Origin of the sequence: Niveispirillum irakense DSM 11586, from assembly GCF_000429645.1 — a bacterium.
Lineage (GTDB): Bacteria > Pseudomonadota > Alphaproteobacteria > Azospirillales > Azospirillaceae > Niveispirillum > Niveispirillum irakense.
Genome location: NZ_AUCG01000023.1, coordinates 178,036 through 197,514, shown reverse-complemented (window position 1 = coordinate 197,514; position 19,479 = coordinate 178,036). Strand labels below are relative to the sequence as shown.

At 63.2% G+C, this 19,479-nt stretch carries 14 protein-coding genes; 5 read left to right on the top strand and 9 right to left on the bottom strand.

All coding sequences use genetic code 11. From position 1 onward, the window contains the following. Positions 1-150: 150 nt before the first annotated feature. Positions 151-1,449: a methyl-accepting chemotaxis protein gene (locus G473_RS26830; RefSeq protein WP_245580060.1), complete on the top strand. Its 1,299-nt coding sequence runs from the start codon at positions 151-153 to the stop codon at positions 1,447-1,449. Between the two features lie 25 nt (positions 1,450-1,474). Here the strand turns inward: G473_RS26830 and G473_RS26825 are convergent, their stop codons facing one another. The 6 genes from G473_RS26825 to G473_RS0113140 form a co-directional block, all read right to left on the bottom strand. Beyond that, complete coding sequence (locus G473_RS26825) at positions 1,475-4,942, bottom strand: DEAD/DEAH box helicase (RefSeq protein WP_051330254.1); 3,468 nt, start codon at positions 4,940-4,942, stop codon at positions 1,475-1,477. Between the two features lie 118 nt (positions 4,943-5,060). Further along, a complete protein-coding gene (locus G473_RS0113160) occupies positions 5,061-5,999 on the bottom strand; it encodes a hydroxymethylglutaryl-CoA lyase (protein ID WP_029013478.1) in 939 nt (312 codons plus the stop codon). Between the two features lie 2 nt (positions 6,000-6,001). Further along, positions 6,002-7,210, bottom strand: a complete 1,209-nt coding sequence (locus G473_RS0113155; RefSeq protein ID WP_029013477.1) for a CaiB/BaiF CoA transferase family protein — start codon at positions 7,208-7,210, stop codon at positions 6,002-6,004. 25 nt (positions 7,211-7,235) lie between these two features. Next, on the bottom strand, positions 7,236-7,844 hold the full coding sequence (gene leuD, locus G473_RS0113150; protein ID WP_029013476.1) for a 3-isopropylmalate dehydratase small subunit: 609 nt from the start codon (positions 7,842-7,844) through the stop codon (positions 7,236-7,238). Positions 7,845-7,847: 3 nt separating this feature from the next. Beyond that, positions 7,848-9,257, bottom strand: coding sequence for a 3-isopropylmalate dehydratase large subunit (gene leuC, locus G473_RS0113145; protein WP_029013475.1), 1,410 nt, complete (start codon positions 9,255-9,257; stop codon positions 7,848-7,850). Between the two features lie 98 nt (positions 9,258-9,355). After that, complete coding sequence (locus tag G473_RS0113140; protein ID WP_029013474.1) at positions 9,356-10,768, bottom strand: aldehyde dehydrogenase family protein; 1,413 nt, start codon at positions 10,766-10,768, stop codon at positions 9,356-9,358. Positions 10,769-10,868: 100 nt separating this feature from the next. Between G473_RS0113140 and G473_RS0113135 the strand changes: the two genes are divergently transcribed. Further along, the gene (locus G473_RS0113135) at positions 10,869-11,918 is read left to right on the top strand and encodes a nitrilase-related carbon-nitrogen hydrolase (protein ID WP_051330291.1); all 1,050 of its coding nucleotides are present in this window, start codon (positions 10,869-10,871) and stop codon (positions 11,916-11,918) included. Between the two features lie 16 nt (positions 11,919-11,934). On the opposite strand, the gene G473_RS0113130 is transcribed toward G473_RS0113135, so the two are convergent. Together G473_RS0113130 and G473_RS26820 are read right to left on the bottom strand one after the other, a co-directional pair. Beyond that, a complete protein-coding gene (locus tag G473_RS0113130; protein ID WP_029013472.1) occupies positions 11,935-12,240 on the bottom strand; it encodes a DUF1330 domain-containing protein in 306 nt (101 codons plus the stop codon). Beyond that, positions 12,240-13,484 carry an MFS transporter gene (locus G473_RS26820; RefSeq protein ID WP_161630988.1) on the bottom strand — a complete coding sequence of 415 codons (1,245 nt, stop codon included), beginning with the start codon at positions 13,482-13,484 and terminating at the stop codon, positions 12,240-12,242. The genes G473_RS0113130 and G473_RS26820 overlap by 1 nt, the downstream gene beginning before the upstream one ends. A 201-nt stretch (positions 13,485-13,685) precedes the next feature. Here G473_RS26820 and G473_RS0113120 point away from each other — a divergent pair, with 201 nt between their 5' ends. The 3 genes from G473_RS0113120 to G473_RS26800 all read left to right on the top strand — a co-directional run bounded on the left by G473_RS0113120 (position 13,686) and on the right by G473_RS26800 (position 16,969). Beyond that, positions 13,686-14,483 (top strand): GntR family transcriptional regulator, encoded by a 798-nt coding sequence (locus G473_RS0113120; protein WP_051330252.1) that lies wholly within the window; start codon positions 13,686-13,688, stop codon positions 14,481-14,483. Between the two features lie 59 nt (positions 14,484-14,542). Next, positions 14,543-15,373 (top strand): GntR family transcriptional regulator, encoded by an 831-nt coding sequence (locus tag G473_RS29335; protein ID WP_029013470.1) that lies wholly within the window; start codon positions 14,543-14,545, stop codon positions 15,371-15,373. Between the two features lie 129 nt (positions 15,374-15,502). Next, the gene (locus G473_RS26800) at positions 15,503-16,969 is read left to right on the top strand and encodes a DHA2 family efflux MFS transporter permease subunit (RefSeq protein ID WP_051330251.1); all 1,467 of its coding nucleotides are present in this window, start codon (positions 15,503-15,505) and stop codon (positions 16,967-16,969) included. 76 nt (positions 16,970-17,045) lie between these two features. Here G473_RS26800 and G473_RS0113105 read toward each other — a convergent pair whose 3' ends face one another. Next, the gene (locus tag G473_RS0113105; protein ID WP_084438087.1) at positions 17,046-19,340 is read right to left on the bottom strand and encodes a TonB-dependent receptor; all 2,295 of its coding nucleotides are present in this window, start codon (positions 19,338-19,340) and stop codon (positions 17,046-17,048) included. Between the last annotated feature and the right edge of the window lie 139 nt (positions 19,341-19,479).

Below are 19,479 nucleotides of genomic sequence, written 5' to 3'. Positions count from 1 at the left end.
GTGGCGGCATATCAGGCCTCTGGCCATTCCCCGGCTGTTGCCGCAGCAGCCTTTGCCAATTTGCAAGCTGATATATCAGCAAGCCTGATTTCCACGTTCCGCTGGCGACCGGGGGCGGCGGCAAAAGCAGTCGCAGTCTTGGGGCACCTTGTGGGCGACGCCCTATCCACCCTGCTTACCCCGGCGACAGCCGACAATACGGGCGAGCCGACAGGCACCCCCGTTCAGCCCAGCTTCATGGCGGGATTGATGGACCGGACGGTCGATGTCGCCAGCGCCATCAACGATGCTTCTATCGCCAATGCAGAGATGGTCGGCCAGCTTCGGGCGGTGGACAGCCAGGCCCAGGCCATTGCCGCCGCGACCGAGGAAACGGTGGCCGGCGTGCATGAGATTTCCGCCCGTAGCCAGGATGTCGCCCGACTGGCGGCGGAGGCCCATGATGTGGCCAGCGGCGGTCGCGACGCCGTGATCAACGCTGTGCGCGGCATGGACGATATTGCCCGTGCCGTGACGCAAAGCGCGTCGCGGGTGGCTGAGCTATCGGAGGCGTCCGACCGTATCCAGGATATCCTGGGCAGTATTGAGGCGATTGCCGCCCAGACCAACCTGCTGGCCCTCAATGCCACGATTGAGGCGGCCCGTGCGGGGGAAGCTGGCAAGGGCTTTGCCGTTGTCGCGTCGGAGGTGAAAAGCCTCGCCAATCAGACCGCCCAGGCCACGGAAGATATCCGCGCCCGGCTTGCCCACCTGCAAAGCGAGATGCGTACCATTGTCGGCTCAATGGAAGCAGGTACCCGTGCGGTGACCGAAGGTCAGGACCGGATGCGGGACGTCTCCACACGCATTGCCGATGTCACCACGCGGGTGGACACCACAACCGAGCGGATGGCGGAAATTGCCGCCATCTTGCAGCAACAGACGGCGGCAGCCCAGGAAGTGGCGCATGGTGTAACCGATATCGCCAGCCGTGCCGCAAGCAACAGCCAGGCCATCATGCGCAATGTGGAAGCGACACGCGGGGTTGAAGCGCTGCTGGGCAAGCAATTGGCCGACCTGATGGATCAGGATATTCCCAACAAGATCGTCAAGATCGCCAAGGTTGACCATATTATGTGGAAGAAGCGGCTGGCCGATATGGTTGTCGGCCTGCAGACATTGCAGGCGGACGAGTTGGCACGCCACGATGCCTGCCGCCTGGGCAAATGGTATTATGGTCCTGCATCCCTGCCGCTGCGCAGCCACCCCGCCTATGCCGCCCTGGAAGCGCCGCACCGGTCCGTGCATGAACATGGCATCCAGGCAGTCAAACTGTTCAACGCCGGCGATCTGGATGGTGCGATGGCAGAAATCGCCCTGGTGGAAGCCGCGTCGGAACGGGTCGTTGCCCAATTGGACCGACTGCAGGGTGAACCCACCCCCGCCCAGCAGTCGGGCGCGGGTTTCTGACCCGGCCAGACCTCAGCCGATCCCGTCAGATTGGCTGGAACAGGGCCGCCAGATCCTCTTCCGTAAAGGTCAGGGGACCAGCGGCATCCGGGTCGAAAAGGGCTGTCGCAACTGATCGCTTACGCTCCTGCAATTCCAGCATCCGCTCTTCCACCGTGCCGGTGGCGATCAGCTTATAGACGAAAACCGGCTTATCCTGGCCAATGCGGTGGGCGCGGTCGGTGGCTTGATCTTCCACCGCCGGGTTCCACCAGGGATCATAATGGATCACCGTGTCAGCGGCGGTCAGGGTCAGGCCCACGCCACCGGCCTTCAGGCTGATCAGGAACAACGGCACCTCGCCGGCCTGGAAGGCGCGGACCGGGCCTTCGCGGTCCACCGTATCCCCGCGTAACTCTACAAAAGGAATGTCGGCGCGCTTCAGTTCCGGCTTGATCAAGTCCAGCATGCTGGTGAATTGGGAGAAAAGCAGGATACGGCGCCCCTCCTCCACCAGGGCTGGCAGAAACTCCATCAGATGATCCAGCTTGGCCGATGCCGGGCTGGTCTTGGCAGCCCCTTTAAGGCGCACCAGTCTTGGATCGCAGCAGGCTTGCCGCAATTTAAGCAACGCATCCAGGATGATGATGGAACTGCGGGCCAGCCCTTTGGTGGCGATGGCTTCGCGCACCTTGCTATCCATGGCCAGCCGCAGCGTCTCGTAAAGGTCACGCTGCCCACCGGCAAGGTCAACCCACCGGATCATCTCCGTCTTGGGGGGCAGTTCCGCTGCGACTTCCGCCTTTGTCCGGCGCAGCAGGAAGGGTTTGAGACGACGGGACAGGAGTTGGCGCCGCTCCCCATCATTTTTCTTTTCAATCGGGGTGCGGAAAAGTTTGGCGAAATTCTTGCTATCCCCCAGCAGGCCCGGCATCAGGAAGGCGAACAGCGACCATGCCTCCCCCAGATGGTTTTCCACCGGCGTGCCGGTCAGGCAAATCCGGTGGTTCGCCTTGAGCTGACAAGCAACCTGGGTCCAGCGCGACGCCGGATTCTTGATCGCCTGCGCCTCGTCCAACACCACACCGTGCCAGTCCACGCCGGTCAGCAGGTCATCATCCCGGATCAGAAGTGGATAGGTGCTGATCACCACATCCATTCCCTGAAAAGCGTCGGCATCGCGCGCACGTCCCTGTCCGTGCATCACCAGCACCGCCAGGTCGGGGGCGAAGCGCGCCGCCTCGTCCCGCCAGGTGGCGACCAGGCTGGTCGGGCAGACAACCAGGAAGGGTCCCTGCATCCGCCCCGACATCTTCTCCGCCAGCATATGGGCCAGGGTCTGCACCGTCTTGCCCAGCCCCATATCATCGGCCAGCACGCCCCCGAGCCCCTGTTCCGCCAGGAATTGCATCCAGCCAAAGCCGACCTGCTGATAGTCGCGCAACTGGGCGCGGAACTGCGCCGGGACGGAACGGTCGGTCATGCCGATACCGGTTTGCCGCAACTGATCCACCAGATCGCGCAGCCGGGGGGCACCCACCCAGCGCAGGCGCGTCGCCTCGGCAATCGCCTCCAGCCCCACGGCCTGGGCCAATGACAGGTCGATGGATGTGCCGTCGCCCGGTGGGCGGTCACCGAACAATTCCACCAGAACTTCGACAAGGCGGCGGACACGATCAAAGGGCAGGGCCAGGGTGCGGCCGTCCGGCAAGGGGCTGTACAACATACCGCCATGGGACAGGCTTTCCAGCGACGCGCCCGGTTTCAGGCCGGCCAGTGCCGCGATCAGCACCGGCAGCAGCGGCACGCGCTCCCCCTCCACCTCGATCCCGATATCCAGGGAGAACCACCAGCCGCCCCGATCTTCGATCTCCGCCTGCCAGTCGCCATCGGCATGGATGGTGCGGTGGCGGAACCCTTCAGCAATTTCCACCCGCCAGATATCCGCGATAAGCTTGGGCACCACATCCATCATGAAGGCAGGCCAGGCAAAGGGGTTGGCGGGCAGAAACCGGCCATAATTCTTGGGATCGCGAACCGTGGGGAAGGTCATCCCCCCATCCTTCAGGGCCTGGACCACGCGGCGGTCATAAGGGTCGGGCGATGCCAATCCTGCCGCCAGCAGGCGGGCCATGGCCGCCTTTTCCACATCAGGACGGCGTTTGCGGACCCGGACATGCGGCCCGTCCACCTCCCGGAACTCCGTCGCCGGGTTGGTCGGTGTCAGGTTGGTCCCGATACCGTAATCAAAGGACAGCCAGGCACCATCCACCCAGTCCCCCGCCCCGGCGCTATTGTGCCCCCAATAGGGATCGGCTGGCACATGCTGGCTGGTCAGGCGCAGGACAGGCGTGGGCGGACTATCATCCGCGACCAGCATGATATCGGAACGGGGCGATGCGATGGGCAAAGCGGGAAAGCGTTGCCGCAGCGCTGCCGCCAAGGGGGCCGCCGCCTCCGGTGGAATGGCTGGCGCTGTCAGCAGCGCACCCAGCATTTCCGCCGGGACCGGCAGAACCAGCCTGCCACACGCCCCCGTCTCGGGATCGACAACCCAGGGACAGGGACCGGGCAAGACCATGCCGTTTCCCTCTTCCGGTTCCAGCACCAAGATCTGGTTGGCCCGCGCGTTAAGCCGCCAGCCCAGACGACCCGCGCGGTCCGGCCCCCGGAACATGCCCACCCCATCCTTGGATTGCCAATGGGCACGGCCGGACGCCAATATCCGTTCCATCACCCATTCCAGGATTTCCGGGTTGCCGCTCACGGGCCAGTTATTGTCCCGGCGATGATCGCCAGTCAGAATACGGGCAATGGCGCGATCAGCATCGGAGACATGGCGGGCGGTGGAGCTGGCCACTGTGTCCAGGCCCACAGGACGCCCGGCCCCCCAGCCGCCATTTTTTAACGGTCTGGTGGCGATCAGGGACAGGACGGTGCTGTCCGACCCGTTGGGGTAGGATTTCACGTCGAAACAATAAAGCAGCACTTCCGCTGCCGGGGCTTTCTTTACCGGTTGGCCTTGTGCTGGCGGCGGCACATTGCCCGCGCTCATCTCCAGGTGATCAAGCCATGCCCGTAACGGCCCCGCCAGCGGATCAACTGCCTTCGCCTTGGTGGGGGTGAGTGCTCCAGACAAACCCTTACCAGGCCGGACCGTTGTTATGCCCGCCGGGTTGAACCAACCCTGCCTGATAGCATGGAGCAGAGTGGCGGCGGCATGTTTGCAGCCCACCTCCACCGGGCAGGAACAGAAGCAGGTGAAATCGGCCCCACCCCCGACCGGCGTCAGTTCAATGGCGACTTCATAGACATTACCGCCGCTGCCTGCCACGGCTGACAGCAGTTCCGGCCCGTCTTCGGCCTCTTCCAGCACCATTTCCAGCACCTTGCCGCGGCGCTGGTAATTATCACCGCGCTGGAATGTTGCCGGATCGAAACCGTCGCGGACATCCGGCTCAAAAAGCCGGACGTCCGAAAGCGGGCGACCACGGTGCCGGGGGCCGGGCGGCATCAAGGAACCTCGTTCAAGGTGACCATACAGAAAGGTAATGGCACCCAAACCGTTCGTGCCTTCCCCGTCAAGCCCTTATCACCCCGGCCCCATCCTGCCATGTATCAGGCCGGAGCCCTCACACGCCCCAAGCGCCATTGAACCCTTTGGGCAGGCCGGCATCGGGGGTGAAGCCGTACATTTCCGTATCCGGCAAGGCCTGCTTCACCACATCGCGCACCGCCAGCAGCTTTTCCAGGTCGATCCCGGTGTCATAGCCCATGGCGGCCAGCATGAAGGCCAGATCTTCCGTCACGATATTGCCCGACGCACCCGGCGCGAACGGGCAGCCGCCAATGCCGCCCAGGGAGGCGTCCAGCGTCGTGATCCCTTCATCCAGGGCGGCCAGCGCATTGGCAAGCCCCAGGCCGCGCGTATTATGCAGATGCACGCCGGAACAGGCATGATCGCCCACCACGCCGCGCACGGCGCGGATCATGCGCTTTACCTGCGCCGGGTTGGCATAGCCGGTGGTGTCGGACAGGCCGACCTCGTCACAGCCAGCCTTCATCAGCGCCTCGGCGATTTCCAGCACCTTCGCCTCCGGCACCACCCCTTCCAGGGTGCAGCCGAAAGCCGTGGACAGGCCGCCTTCGAACTTCGCGCGGTTCTCCGGCGGCTGGGCCTTGATCAGCGCCGCGATGGCGGCGGTTTCCTCCAGCATCTGCGCGTGCGTGCGCCGCACATTGCGCAGGCTGTGGGTTTCCGACACCGACAGCGGGATGGTGATCTTGTGGGCGCCAGCCGCGACGGCAGCTTCCGCGCCGCGCAGGTTGGGCACCAGCACCGCCACGGTCAGGCCGGGGATGGTGCGGGCATAGGCCACGATCTCCGCCGTGTCGGCAAGCTGCGGCAGGATCTTGGCCGGCACGAAGGAACCAACCTCGATCTCCCGCACTCCGGCAGCCGCTTCCGCCGCGATCCAGGCCTTCTTGGCTTCGGTCGGCATGATGGGGCTGATGCTCTGCAGTCCGTCGCGGGGACCGACCTCGGAAATCTCGATGAATGTGCCCGCCATGATCAAGCCTCCGCCTGCACGATGATGCCGCGCGCCGTCAGGTCGGCGATACGGTCGCTGCCATAACCAAGCTCAGCCAGGACTTCGGCTGAATGTTCACCCGGCTTGGCCAGATCGCGCACCAGGGCCGGACGCTGGCCATCCAGTTCCACCGGCAGGGCCGGCAGGCGGATCGGGCGGTCATCGCCCGGCAGGTGCATATCCAGCAGGCCGCCGGATGCCGCCAGATGCGGGTCTTCGAACAGATCTTCCGGCCGGTTGATGGGGGCGAACGGCAGTCCGATCTCCTCCAGCCTGGCCAGCAGCTCTTCCTTGGTGAAGGTCTTGAACAGTTCCTGCACGCGCGGAATGATGCGGTCGCGGGCCTGCACGCGGCCATTATTCCGGGCCAGCGTCTCGTCAGCGGCGAAATCATCCAGGCCGAACGCCTTGCAGAAACCAACCCACTGACCGTCGGTGACGACACCGGCAAAGACGGTCTGCTCGTCCTTGGTCTGGAACTGGTCATAGATGGCCCAGGCGGAGATGCGCACCGGCATGGGGCGGGCCGCCGTGCCCGTCACCACATACTGGGCCATATGCTGGCCGACCAGGAACACGCAATTCTCGAACAAAGCCGACTTGACCGTCTGGCCACGGCCCAGCGTGCCGCGCTGGATCAGGGCAGCCAGCACGCCGATCACACCGAACAGGCCGCCGATCACGTCGATCACCGACGCGCCGGCACGCAAGGGGCGGCCCGGCGGGCCGGTCATATAGGCAAGCCCGCCCATCATCTGCGCCACCTCGTCCAAGGCCGCGCGATGTTCATAGGGGCCGGACAGGAAACCCTTGGCCGAGCAATAGACCAGGCCGGGATTACGCGCCTTCAGCGCTTCCTCGCCAAAGCCCAGGGCCTCCATGGCGCCGGGGCGGAAATTCTCGATCAGCACATCTGCCTCATCGATCAGTTCCAGGGCGATGGCCTTGCCTTCCGGCGACTTCAGGTCAATCGACAGGCTGCGCTTGTTGCGGCCATACATGGGGAAATAGCCGGCGCCCGATCCCAGCAGGCGGCGGGTATTGTCGCCGCCGATCGGTTCCACCTTGATGACATCGGCACCCAGGTCACCCAGCACCATGCCGACCGTGGGGCCCATCACCATATGGGTGAATTCAATGACTTTCAGCCCGGCCAGCGGCAGGGGGGCGGCATTATCATTCTGCGACATGGCGCAACCTCGGCAATCGGATGTTTCAGAAAAAAAGCCACGGATGGCGCGCGCGATAGGCGCCTTCGAATGACTGGATGGTGGGCAGGCGCTTCAGGGTGACGCCGATGGCGTCCAGCCCTTCCAGCAGCATTTCCTTGTCGGCCGGCGGGATGGTGAAGGGCAGTTCCGTCCCGTCCGGCGTGCGCACGGTCTGCGCAGCCAGATCAATGGTCAGGATCTGCGGGTCTGCTTGTTCCACCAATGCGACGATCGACGGTTCCGGCAGGACCAGCGGCAGGATGCCGTTGCGCACACAATTACCCTGGAAGATGGCGCCGAAGCTGGGGGCGATGACGCAGCGCACGCCATAATCCTGCAGAGCCCAGACCGCATGTTCACGCGAGGAGCCGCAGCCGAAATTGGGCCCGCCCATCAGGATGGGTGCCTTGCGGTAGGGCTGGCGGTTCAGCACGAAATCCGGATTTTCCACACGGGCGGCCACATCGCTGTAGCGCCAGTCGGCAAACATGCCCTCCCCCAGCCCTTCCTTCGACACGCGCTTCATCTCCCGCGAGGGGATGATGGCGTCGGTGTCGATATTGGCGCGGAACAGGGGGGCGGCAACGCCGGTCAGTCGGGTGAATTTTTCCATGGCTCAAGCCTCCCCCAGGCGACGCGGATCAGCGATATGGCCAGCAATGGCGGATGCCGCCACCGTCACGGGGCTGGCCAGATGCGACCGGGTCCCCGGCCCCTGCCGGTTTTCGAAATTGCGGTTGGTGGATGTGACCACCCGTTCGCCCTTGCCGAAATGCTCCCCACCAGCAAAGAAGCACATGGAACAGCCGCTCTCCCGCCATTCAAACCCGGCTTCCTGGAACAGCAGGTGCAGGCCCTCGGCCTCTGCCGCCGCCTTCACCTGCATGGAACCGGGCACGCAGATGGCGCGCACGCCCTTGGCCACCTTGCGACCCTTCAGGATCGCGGCGGCGGCGCGCAGATCGGACAGGCGGCTGTTGGTGCAGCTTCCGATAAAGGCGCCATCGATGGGCAGGCCGATCAGACTGTCACCGGGGGCAAGGCCCATATAATCCAGCGCCCGGCGCTGGGCCTGGGCGGCCACGGGATCGGCGATGCCTGCCGGGTCCGGCACCTGGCCCGTCACAGGCACGGCATGTTGCGGGCTGGTGCCCCAGGTGACGGTGGGCGCGATATCAGCGCAATCGACCCGGATTTCCTTGTCGAAAACGGCATCCGCGTCACTGGTAAGGCTCTGCCAGTCGGCTACCGCCTGTTCCCACAAATCGCCCGCAGGTGCGAAGGGCCGGCCCTTCACCCAGTCGATGGTCTTGGCATCCGGCGCCACCAGCCCGGTCCAGGCGGCAAATTCCACCGCCATGTTGCACAGGGTCATGCGCGCTTCCACCGACAGGGCTTCCACCGCCGGACCGGCAAATTCAATGGCATAGCCGGAACCACCACCGGCCCCATGGCTGGCGATCAGGTGCAGGATCATGTCCTTCGCCCCCACGCCCGCCGGCAGCGCGCCGTCAAACCACACCCGCATGGTGCGGGGCCGCTTCACCACCAGCGTCTGGGTGGCCAGCGCGTGCGCCGCCTCGGTAGAGCCGATGCCCCAGGCCAGCGCGCCCAACCCGCCCTGGGTGCAGGTATGGCTGTCCGGGCAGACCAGCGTGGCACCCGGCAGGGCGATGCCCTGTTCCGGCGACACGACATGCACAATGCCCTGGCGATTATCGCCAATATCAAAGATGCGGATACCGGCTTCCGTCGCCGCCTCCCGCGTTTCCCGAATGAAGGCGGTGCCACCGGGCATTGTCGTCTCATCCCCCCGGCCGGGGAACGTATCGACAATATGGTCCATGCAGACGAACGCCCGGTCGGGATGGCGCACGGCGCGCCCCTGCTCCTTCAACCCTTTCAAGGCCATGGAGCCCGTGCGCTCATGCAGTAGCACACGATCGATATAAAGCAGGTCCGTCCCGTCACCCAGATCGGCGACGCGATGCCGTTCCCACAATTTTTCGATCAGTGATCGCCCCATACCTCGTCCCCCCAACACCCATGGCCGCCCCATCGCGACCATCTAAAATGATCTATTGTTAGATCATTAGTACAACATGGACGCTTTGTCACGCCGCTTCAAGCATCCTCGGCGAAAGCAGCCAAAGGCAGAGGATGCCCGGTCTGGGCGATCAGCGCCTGACGGCGGAAGAAACGGGTATAGCCATCCAGCCCCATCCGCGACGGTCCCAGACCACTGTCACGGAAGCTCTGCTTCGGTGCCTCATGGAAAAGGGCGGTCAAGGCAGCGTCATTCAGGCTGACGGCACCGGCCACCAGACGCCGCCCCACCGCCGCCGCCTGATCCGTATCGGCGGCAAAAACCGCGGCGGACAGGCCATATTGGCTGTCATTGGCCAGGATGATGGCCTGTTCCACATCATCAAAAACCATGACCGGCAGCAGGGGGCCGAATGTTTCCTCCCGCATCACCGCCATCTCATGGGTGACATCAACCAGTACAGTCGGGCGCAGCCAAAGCCCGCCATGATCCTCAACCACACCCCCCGTCACGATGCGGGCGCCCCGCGCCACCGCATCCTCAATCTGGTGTCGTAATATCTCCGCCTGCCGATCAAAGATGATCGGCCCGATTTCGCCCTGGGATATGTCCGGTGTGTTCAAACGGGCCTTTTCCGCCGCCGCCGCCAGCCGACTCACAAAATCCGCGTAAAGGCGGCGGGCGACATAAATACGCTCGATGGATTGGCAGGCTTGGCCCGTCGCCAGCACCGATCCGCGCAGGGCCGCCGTTACAGCCGCGTCCAGATCAGCCCCTTCCAGGACGATCAGCGGGTCTTTGCCCCCCAATTCCAGGAAAGCCGGGATCAGCCTTTGCGCTGCTGCGACAGCCACTTTGCGGCCGGTCGCCACCGATCCGGTGAAACAGACACAATCAACTGCGTCCACCAGCGCCTGACCGGTTTTGCCATCGCCCTGAACTATGGCCAGCACATCCGACAGGCCGGCCGCCGCCACCGCATCGGCCAACGGGCGGGCAAAACGCGGGGTCACCTCCGATGGTTTGATCATCACGGCGCAACCAGCCAGCAAGGCCGGAATGGCATCAATCAGGGAAAGGGTCAGGGGGAAGTTCCAGGGACTGATCACACCCACCAGATGATAGGGCACCCAGTGGGGCGCATGATTGATGGCAGGGTTACCGCGCCCGGCCACCCACCCTTCCGGCAGCAGGCCCGGCGTGGCGGCAATCCAGCCGGCAATGGCACCGCGCACCCCGTCCAGTTCCAGCCCCGCGATGCGCTGGCGGCCTGTATCGGTGGCAAGCGCGTTCGTAATCTCCCCGGCCCGAGCGGCAAGGGCCTGGCTGAAAGCCTCCAGCGCTGCCGCCCTTCCCGCCAGCCCCATCGCCCGCCACCCGGCCAGCCCGCGACGCAGGTGCTGCGCGGTTGCCGCCACCGCCGCGCTGTCAGCTGCATGGATATGATGATCAATCAAGCCGGTGCGGGGATTGCGGACGGGGATTTCCATGACGCCTTCCTCTTTATTGATATAAAGTTATATCAATAACAGTAACGTCACGATAGAAATATCATCAAACCTCTGCGCGCCATTTGGAAGGAAGATGCTGATGACATCTGTCACCCCTTACATGGCCCTGGCCCTTCAGGTCACCTGTCATTCCGTGAACCGCTGCCTGGACCGGGCTACAGCACGCCAGCGTATGGCGGACAGCATCGCCCGCATCCGCGAACAGGTGATTGCTTCCAAACGGTTTATCGGACCGGATGTGCGGCTTGTTGTGCTGCCGGAATATTTCCTGACCGGCTTCCCCATGGGGGAAGGCCCCGCCGTTTGGGCGGACAAGGCAGCGCTGGATCTGGACGGGCCGGAATATAAGGCGCTGGGGGAGATGGCGCGGGCGGCGGATTGTTTCATCGCCGGCAATGCCTATGAACGCGACCCGCATTTCCCCGGCCTGTATTTCCAGGCCAGTTTCGTGCTGGCGCCGGATGGGGCGGTTGTGCTGCGCTATCGCCGGCTGATTTCCATGTTCGCGCCCAGCCCCTATGATGTCTGGGACCGGTATGTCGGCATCTATGGGACGGATGCCATTTTCCCGGTGGCGGAAACGGAAATCGGCCGGCTGGCGGCCATCGCGTCAGAGGAAATTCTTTATCCGGAGATCGCCCGCGCGCATGCCCTGCGGGGGGTGGAAATCTTTGTCCATTCCTCTTCCGAGGTGGCAAGCACCCTGCCCACGCCGAAAAATATCGCCAAGCAAGCCCGCGCGATTGAAAATCTGGCTTATATCGTCTCAGCCAATTCCGCCGGGATCGCCGATATCGCCATTCCCGCAGCATCTACCGATGCCGGCTCAAAAATCATCGATTATCGCGGGCAGATATTGGCGGAAACCGGCTATGGGGAGAGCATGACCGCCAATGCCAGCATTGATCTGGCCGCCCTGCGAGCCTGGCGGCGGCGGCCCGGCATGGGCAACATGCCCTCCCGCCTGCCTTTGGGCCTGTTCGCCGATGCCTATGCCGCCGGAGAGGCCCAACTGCGCAATGGCATGGTCGCCCCGGACGGAACCGTTACCCCGCCGGACGGCCCGGCCTTTTACCGGGAACGGCAGATGCGGGTGATCGACGCGCTGGACAAGGCGGGCATTCTTTGACGCCCGCCTTGGGCCCTCAGCCCACCCATTCCCCTTCCACCGCCAGGACGCGGACATCGGCCAGATCCTGGCGCAAGGCCTTCAAGGCCACATAGTCGGGGCTTTCCCAAAAGCCGCGGAGCGTCGCCATGTCCGGCCAGCGGCTGACCAGCACCACGGCCCCATCATCGGCATCCCCCTCCAGCGCGATGCCGGGCCCCTGGCCGCGGAACACATATTCACCGCCATGCTTGGCCACCAGCCCGGCCGCCGCCTTGGCATAGGTAGCAACAAAGCCTTCCCGGTCGCGGATATGCGCGGTGATGATCATATAGGCGGGCATTATTTACTCTCCGCTGAAGGGGCCTGCAGGCTGTCCGGATTGGGATAGCGGCCAAGGGTTAAAAGCAGCGTGGCACCAAACACAAAGCCGACACCGCCCCAGATCAGACCCGCATCATAGGTGCCGGTTTCCACGAAAATGCGCCCGAAAGCCCAAGGCCCGAAGCCGGCCCCGAGCGCAAAAAACCCATACATCAGGCCATAAATGGCACCATAGGCCTTCATGCCGTAATAGCGGCTGACCAGGAAGGCCATGATGTCATATTCCACACCCGCCGCGAAACCGATCAACAGAACGGAGAAGATGGCGGCACCGCTGCTCACCTCCCCATGGGTCAGCAGCCAGCAGGCCAGCGCCGGCATTGCCAGCAGGATAAAGGCCACCCCCGGCGCCCAGAACCGGTCAATCAGCCAGCCCCCCAGCACGCGGCCAGCAATCACCGCCGGCCCCATCAGGCTGGCGACCTGTACCGCCTGCTGCACATCCATGCCCTTGGTGCCCAGGATCTTTTCCAGGTTCGGGATGGGGCCGCCCACCGCAAAGGAAATGGGTACGAAGGCCAGCGCCAGCACCCAGAAGCGATAACCCCGGATCGCCTGCCCGACGCTCAGCCCCCCGGCTGGCCGCAGCAGCGGCGCCCCCTTGGCCTTGGCATCGCCCGCATCGTGGAAGAACAGCAGCCCGATGGGCAGGGCAATGATCAGCGGCAGCAGCGCCAGCCCGACATAGGCCATGCGCCAGCCCACCTCCCCGATCAGGAAATTGGCATAGAGCTTGGCCCCGGCCCCGAACAGACCTGTGCCCAGCAGCGACAGGCCCAAAGCCAAGCCGCGATTGGCGTTAAACCAGTTATTTACCGCCCGCGTCCAGGTGATGGGCAAGGTGCCGGCACCGAGCGCCGCCATCAAAACCCAGTTCGCATAAAACATGACCAGGGAGCCATTGGACAGGGCGAAGCCCGCCAGCGTCAGCCCGAACAGGGCAACCGAGGAGAGTGCCACCAGTCGCACGCCAAACCGGTCGGCCAGCATGCCCGCCAGCGGCCCCGCCACCAGGGCACCCAGGGTCATGAACATCATGGCGACCATGATCTGGTCAACGCCCCAGCCGAATTCCTGGGACAAGGGGCCAACAAAGACCCCCAGCGTATAAATCGGGATCGGCGACAGGCCGGTGCCGATCCCCAATGCCGAGGCCAGAACCACTTTCCAGCCCTGCCTGAACTCCGACCGATCGACCGACATATGTGCCTCGGCAATAATGGTATATTGATCGATCATTATTGTAGGCATAATCACCATCAGCAATCGGAAAGCAGGGTGTGGGGCAAAGGGTTCATCCCCCTGTCCACACCGTGGTTAACGATGCCTCCCACCGGGCCGCCAATCCCGGTGCAGATAAGAACAAAGTAGCCGCCAGTTTTGCGTAAATCGGACAAAGACCCTATGGACCAGCCGCTATCCACCGCAGGACTGCACGCCGATCAACTGGATCATGGTGCGCCGACCCCGCTCTATCACCAGATCTATCTGGTCCTGCGGGAGAAAATCCGCACCGGTGAGTTTCCGGCCAATGCGATCATGCCGGGTGAACAGGAACTGGCGAAACTGTTTGATGTCTCCCGCATCACCGTCAAACGGGCGCTGAACGAACTGGCGGCCCATGATCTGGTCACGCGCCATCGTGGGCGTGGTACCGTTGTCACCGCATCGGCTGCCCTGCCCCAGGTCCATGGCAGCTTTGACAATCTGATCGAAAGCCTGAAGACGTTGGGCCTGGAAACAGAGGTGCAGGTGCTGGAAGTGGCGGAACAGCCGGCCCCCGCCCCTATCGCAGCGCTGCTGGATATGGAACCGGGCACTCCGGTGCAGCGGGCCGTGCGCCTGCGACAGCTATCGGGGGAACCGTTCAGCTACCTGATCCAGTTCATGCCGACCGACATTGCGGCCCACATTACCCGGACGGAGATGGAAACCATCCCCACCCTGGTGCTGCTGGAGCAGAAGGGCGTGATCGTCTATGAGGCGGAGCAATGGATCACGACCGTCGCCGCCGACCCTGTCATGGCCACCGCCCTGGACCTTGCGGCGGGCGCACCGGTGTTGAAGATTGAGCGGGTGATGCGCGACAAGGCCGGTCGACCCGTTCAGGTGATCCATGGTCATTACCGGCCCGACCGTTTCAAATATCATGTGCATTATAAGCGCAAAGGGCGCGACCGGTCCTGGAATCTGGACGGCTGATCCGCCACCTTCATTCAACGAAGTCCCCCGTGCCCGCAATCAGTAAGGAACAGATACGGATGCAATCCAAGGCCGGCCCGGCCCCCGCAGCGGCGGGGGATGACCGCGACAAACTGTGGCCCCGGGTAGACCCCACCTTGCCGACGCCGCTTTATCATCAGGTCTTCATGACCCTGCTGGAGAAGATCCGGCGTGGGGATTTCGGCGCCAGCGGCGCGCTGCCCAGCGACCAGGAGATCGCGGAACGGATGGATGTGTCGCGCATCACGGTCAAGCGCGCGCTGCAGGAGCTGGTCACCCGCAAGATGGTGATCCGCGGACGCGGGCGCGGCACCGTGGTGGCGGAGAACAACACGATTCCCATCGTGCGCGGCACGTTCGACGGGTTGACCGGATCGGTGGTGGAATCCGGCCACGAAACCAAGATCGACCTGCTGGAAGCGCTCACCGCCCCGGCCCCCGGCGCCGTTGCCCGTCGCCTGGAAGTGGCCGCCGACACCCCGCTTTACCGCAGCAAATGGCGCCGGCGGGTGGATGGGCAGCCCTTCTCCTTCTTCACCTCTTATGTGCCCCAGGCCGTGGCCGACCAATATGGCCTGGGCCCGCATGAGACGACACCGTTCGCCCTGCTGCTCCAGAACCAGGGGCATGACAGGCTGATCAGCGGGCAATGGGTCTCGGCAGTTGCCGCTGAACCGGAAGTGGCAACGGTGCTGGCCGTGGATATCGGCTTTCCCGTATTGCGGATTGAACGGCTGCTGCATGACACACAGGGCGATCCCGTGGAATATCTGATGGCCTATTACCGGTCGGACCGGTTTGACTGGCACATCCGCAGCGAAGGCCCCTTCGTCGGCACTGTGGTGGATAAGCTGCCGGATATCGGGTGACAGGGGGCAGGTGACAAGCTTACAAGGTCATGATAAAAATATATCAATAGACCTTTTTGGCTTGAGGATAGCGCGACGCCAATGGCGGCAAGACGGCTATCACTTCGCCCCCACATCCGAAGGAAATACATGTCGGAGAACGGCAGGCCGGGCGGGGATATCCCTGGCGCACCGGTCGGAATGCCCAACCGTCGGGAACTGGCCGGGTTCGCAGCCATGGGCATCGGCATGTTCATGGCCGTGCTGGATATCCAGATCGTCGCCGCCTCCCTGGGGGCCATCCGCGACGGGCTGGGCGCCACAGCCGATGCCGTCAGTTGGGTCCAGACCAGCTATCTGATCGGCGAGGCACTGATGATCCCGCTGACCGGGATGCTGATGCGCCTGATGTCCAGCCGCTATCTCTTCATGCTGTCGGCTGCCGGCTTCACCGCTGCCAGCCTGGGCTGTGCGCAGGCGGAAAGCATGGAGGCGATGATCGCTTGGCGGGCGGTCCAGGGCTTCATTGGCGGGGCTATGGTGCCCATGCTGTTCGTCGCCGTTTTCCGGCTGTTTCCCGATGGGCGGCGGGGTGTCGCGATTGCCGCGCTGACCGTTCTGGGCACCCTGGCGCCAACCCTGGGACCGACATTGGGCGGCTGGCTGACGGCGCAATTTTCCTGGCACTGGCTGTTCCTGATCAATCTGGTGCCGGGCATTGCCATTACAATCGTCGGCTGGCGCGCCATCGGCTGGGACCGGCCAGACTGGGCCCAGGCCCGCCATCTGGACATTGCCGGGATCATCCTGCTGATGGTCACGCTTGGCGCCGGCATTTATGTGCTGGAGGAAGGGGCGCGCAAAGAGTGGCTGGCTGATCCGACCATTCTTTCTGGCACGATACTGGCTGTTATCGGTGCCATCCTGCTGGCCTTGCGGCTGCGCATGGCCCGTCATCCGGTGATTTTGCTGACGCCTTTTTACCAGCCCCTGTTCGCCATGGGCAGCGCCTATTCCGCCCTGATCGGGGTCGGTGTCTTCGGCATGATGTTCCTGCTGGTCATGTTCATGGACATGGTGCAGGGGCTGGATCCGGTGCGGATCGGCATGGTGCTGGGCATTTCCGGCATCACGCAACTGATGCTGACCCCCGCCATGGGCTGGCTGAACGACAAGATGGACCCGCGTTACATGCTGGGACTGGCGCTGGTCTGTTTCATTGCCGCCACCTGGATGAATAGCGGGGTGACCGCCGGATGGACCGCCGCCGACCATACTGTGCCCATGATCCTGCGCGCGCTGGGCATCAATTTCATCTTCCCGCCGGTCAGCCTGATTGCGCTAAGCCGTATGCCGCCAAACCTGCTGCCCGATGCCAGCGGTATCTTCAACCTGATGCGCATGCTGGGTGGCGCCGTCGGCATTGCGGGGCTGAACACATTGCTGCTGCATCGCCGCGATGTGCATCTGGCCGCCGGCACCACAGAGATGGCCGATGCCATGGCAATGGCCTTTGGCGATGCCTTTTTCTGTCTTCTGCTGCTGTTCGCCCTGGCCCTGCTTTTCTGCCTGCGCCTGCCGCCGTTGAAAGGGCAAAAGGCCGGCAGCGCCCACTGAACCAGAACGTCAATAAAAACCCCGCCGGCAAATTTGCCGGCGGGGCTCTCTGTCAATATCCAGCGGAGGAAACTGATCAGAACTTGCGGGTCAGCGTCGCACGGACACGGCGCGGCTCGCCATAGTAATAGCCGTTAAAGACAGAGGTCAGATACAGCTTGTCGGAGCAGTTCTTGCACTCCACAGCCAGCCGCCATGCCTCATCTTCCGACAGGTAAGAGGCGGAGAGGTTATAGAGCGTGTAGGACCGGGCGAAGGTGTCGAGCGCCGTTGGCGTCCGGGTCGAAGGCGTGGTGTTGGACGCCGTCGTCCAGAAGCCACCGGTATAATTGGCCTCGCCACTGAAGATCAGTGAGCCCTTCAAGGCTTCGACCGGCACCGTATAAGTGGCGCCCATCGCCAGCGACTTTTTCGGCAGACGGGACAGCTCGTCCGTCGGGTCGATGGCGTTGACAAAGGCGCCGCTGGCGTTGGTGAAGGACTGGGCCGCCGGATTGACCCAGGTATATTTGCCTTCCTGCAGGCCCAGGGTCGCAAAGACATCCAGACCAGCCGTCGGGCGAACACTCAACTCAAACTCCAGACCCTTCACCCGGATATCACCCGCATTGTCCTGTGTGGACAGGGTGGTCCCAGCGATGGGGCCGGGTGTGGTGTAGGAGAGCTGGAGATTGTCGGTATTGGTGATGAAGCCGGTGACATTGAAGCGGACCCGACGGTTGAACAGGTCGCTGCGCAAGCCGGCCTCATAAGACCAGGCCGTCTCCGGCTCCATGTCCTGGAAGCTCTGCGGGACATAGGCGGTACGGCTGTTCCAGCCACCGGACTTGTAGCCGTTGGTCGCGGAAACGAACAGCATCACATCGGGATCGACCTTGTAGTTCAGGCCGAACTTCGGGGTGAATTTGTTGGTCTCCAGCCGGGTCTTCATGCCGGCGGCAATGATGTCTTCCGTGGTGATGCCACCGTAGGAAGTCGGCCGCAGATCCAGCTTCTTGACCTCGTTGGTGTAACGCAGGCCCGCAATGGCCGTCAGTTCATCGGTCAGCTTGTAATCGAACTGGGCATAGGCGGCATATGAGCTGGTCTTGTTCCGGATGTCGCGGACGCTGGAATAGCCGGGACGGCCACCACAGGTCATGTTGCCATCACCGAACAGGCCCGCCGAGCAGGAAACAGAGGAGCCAAAGACCTGCCCCGCCAGCGTGGCATTGTTCTCATAGAAGTAATAGAGACCGGCAACATAGCTCAGCCGGTCGCCGAAATTGCCGGCGGCCTTGAACTCCTGGCTGAACATGTCGTACCCGCCATCATTGGTCAGGTAGAACGGGGTCGGCACAACGGTGCGCGATGCCGGCAGGGAGAAGTCCAGCACGAAGCTCTGGTTGATGGTGCGGTAACCGGTGATGGATTCCACCGACACATCATCGAAGCGCCACTCGATATTGGCCGTCACCGCTGTGGTATCGTACTGGGCGCGCAGACCACGATTGGCCAGCGCATCAGCGACTTCATCCGAGGTGCCGCCCTTGGTGCTGCCCGGCAGGATGGTTTCGCGATTGTCACCCGCAAATGTGCGCAGGTAGAGACCATCACCATCCATATGTTCCAGCGCCAGATCGACGGTTATATCGTCATTGGGCAGGATGCGGACGGCGCCACGGCCACCCCAGTTCTTCAGCGCGTTGATCTTCTCGCCATTGGCGACGTTCTTGGCCCAACCCTCATCTTCGGTATAGAAGCCGGTGAACTTGGTCAGCACCTTTTCGCTGACGGGGATGTTCACGTCGCCACGCACCAGCATCTGGTCATAGGAACCATAGGCTGCCTGCAGGAAGCCACCGAACTGATCGCTGGGCTTCTTCAGCTTGACGGAGATTGCACCACCGGTGGAATTACGGCCGAACGTGGTCCCCTGCGGGCCCCGCAGCACTTCCATCTGCTCCAGATCGAAATAGCCGTAATTATTGGCGTTCTGGCGCGGCACGACCACATCGTCGACATAGGTCGAAACGGCGGGGTCGATGGTGGCGATCTGCTCGGTCGAGCCGAGGCCACGGATATAATAGGTATTGGCGCTGGGAACGCCGGTATTGTTGGAGCCGTAAAGGTTCGGCACCGACCGGACCAGATCCAGGGTCGAAGTGATCTGCCGGTTTTCCAGCTCGGCCGCCGTAAAGGCCGAAACGGCCAGCGGCACATCCTGCAGGCTGGCGGCACGGCGGGTTGCCGTCACCACGATTTCTTCAAGCTGCAGGCCGTCGCTCTGCGCCTGGGCCGCCATCGGAATGGCGGCAACAAGCAGGGCCAAGGATGCCCCCAGCTTCAATGCCGGCTTCACGCGCACACAATTAGAGTGTTTAGCAGTCATTTGAACCAGCCTCCTGTCCTTCTATTGAGCCTCCAGGCCACCAGGTGGTTTTGCCCGTCCACCCGCTTTTTTGAACATATTGGTATAGCAATATACCAAACGGAAGCTCTTTTTGATTAAGTCCGGACATATTTTTTTG

Coding starts and splice junctions, on each gene's coding strand:
- leuD (WP_029013476.1), bottom strand. CDS start 7,844: ATGGAAAAATTCACCCGACTGACCGGCGTTGCCGCCCCCCTGTTCCGC.
- G473_RS0113155 (WP_029013477.1), bottom strand. CDS start 7,210: ATGTCGCAGAATGATAATGCCGCCCCCCTGCCGCTGGCCGGGCTGAAA.
- G473_RS26800 (WP_051330251.1), top strand. CDS start 15,503: ATGTCGGAGAACGGCAGGCCGGGCGGGGATATCCCTGGCGCACCGGTC.
- G473_RS0113135 (WP_051330291.1), top strand. CDS start 10,869: ATGACATCTGTCACCCCTTACATGGCCCTGGCCCTTCAGGTCACCTGT.
- G473_RS26825 (WP_051330254.1), bottom strand. CDS start 4,942: ATGCCGCCCGGCCCCCGGCACCGTGGTCGCCCGCTTTCGGACGTCCGG.
- G473_RS0113140 (WP_029013474.1), bottom strand. CDS start 10,768: ATGGAAATCCCCGTCCGCAATCCCCGCACCGGCTTGATTGATCATCAT.
- leuC (WP_029013475.1), bottom strand. CDS start 9,257: ATGGGGCGATCACTGATCGAAAAATTGTGGGAACGGCATCGCGTCGCC.
- G473_RS0113160 (WP_029013478.1), bottom strand. CDS start 5,999: ATGGCGGGCACATTCATCGAGATTTCCGAGGTCGGTCCCCGCGACGGA.
- G473_RS0113130 (WP_029013472.1), bottom strand. CDS start 12,240: ATGCCCGCCTATATGATCATCACCGCGCATATCCGCGACCGGGAAGGC.
- G473_RS0113120 (WP_051330252.1), top strand. CDS start 13,686: ATGGACCAGCCGCTATCCACCGCAGGACTGCACGCCGATCAACTGGAT.
- G473_RS29335 (WP_029013470.1), top strand. CDS start 14,543: ATGCAATCCAAGGCCGGCCCGGCCCCCGCAGCGGCGGGGGATGACCGC.
- G473_RS26820 (WP_161630988.1), bottom strand. CDS start 13,484: ATGTCGGTCGATCGGTCGGAGTTCAGGCAGGGCTGGAAAGTGGTTCTG.
- G473_RS0113105 (WP_084438087.1), bottom strand. CDS start 19,340: ATGACTGCTAAACACTCTAATTGTGTGCGCGTGAAGCCGGCATTGAAG.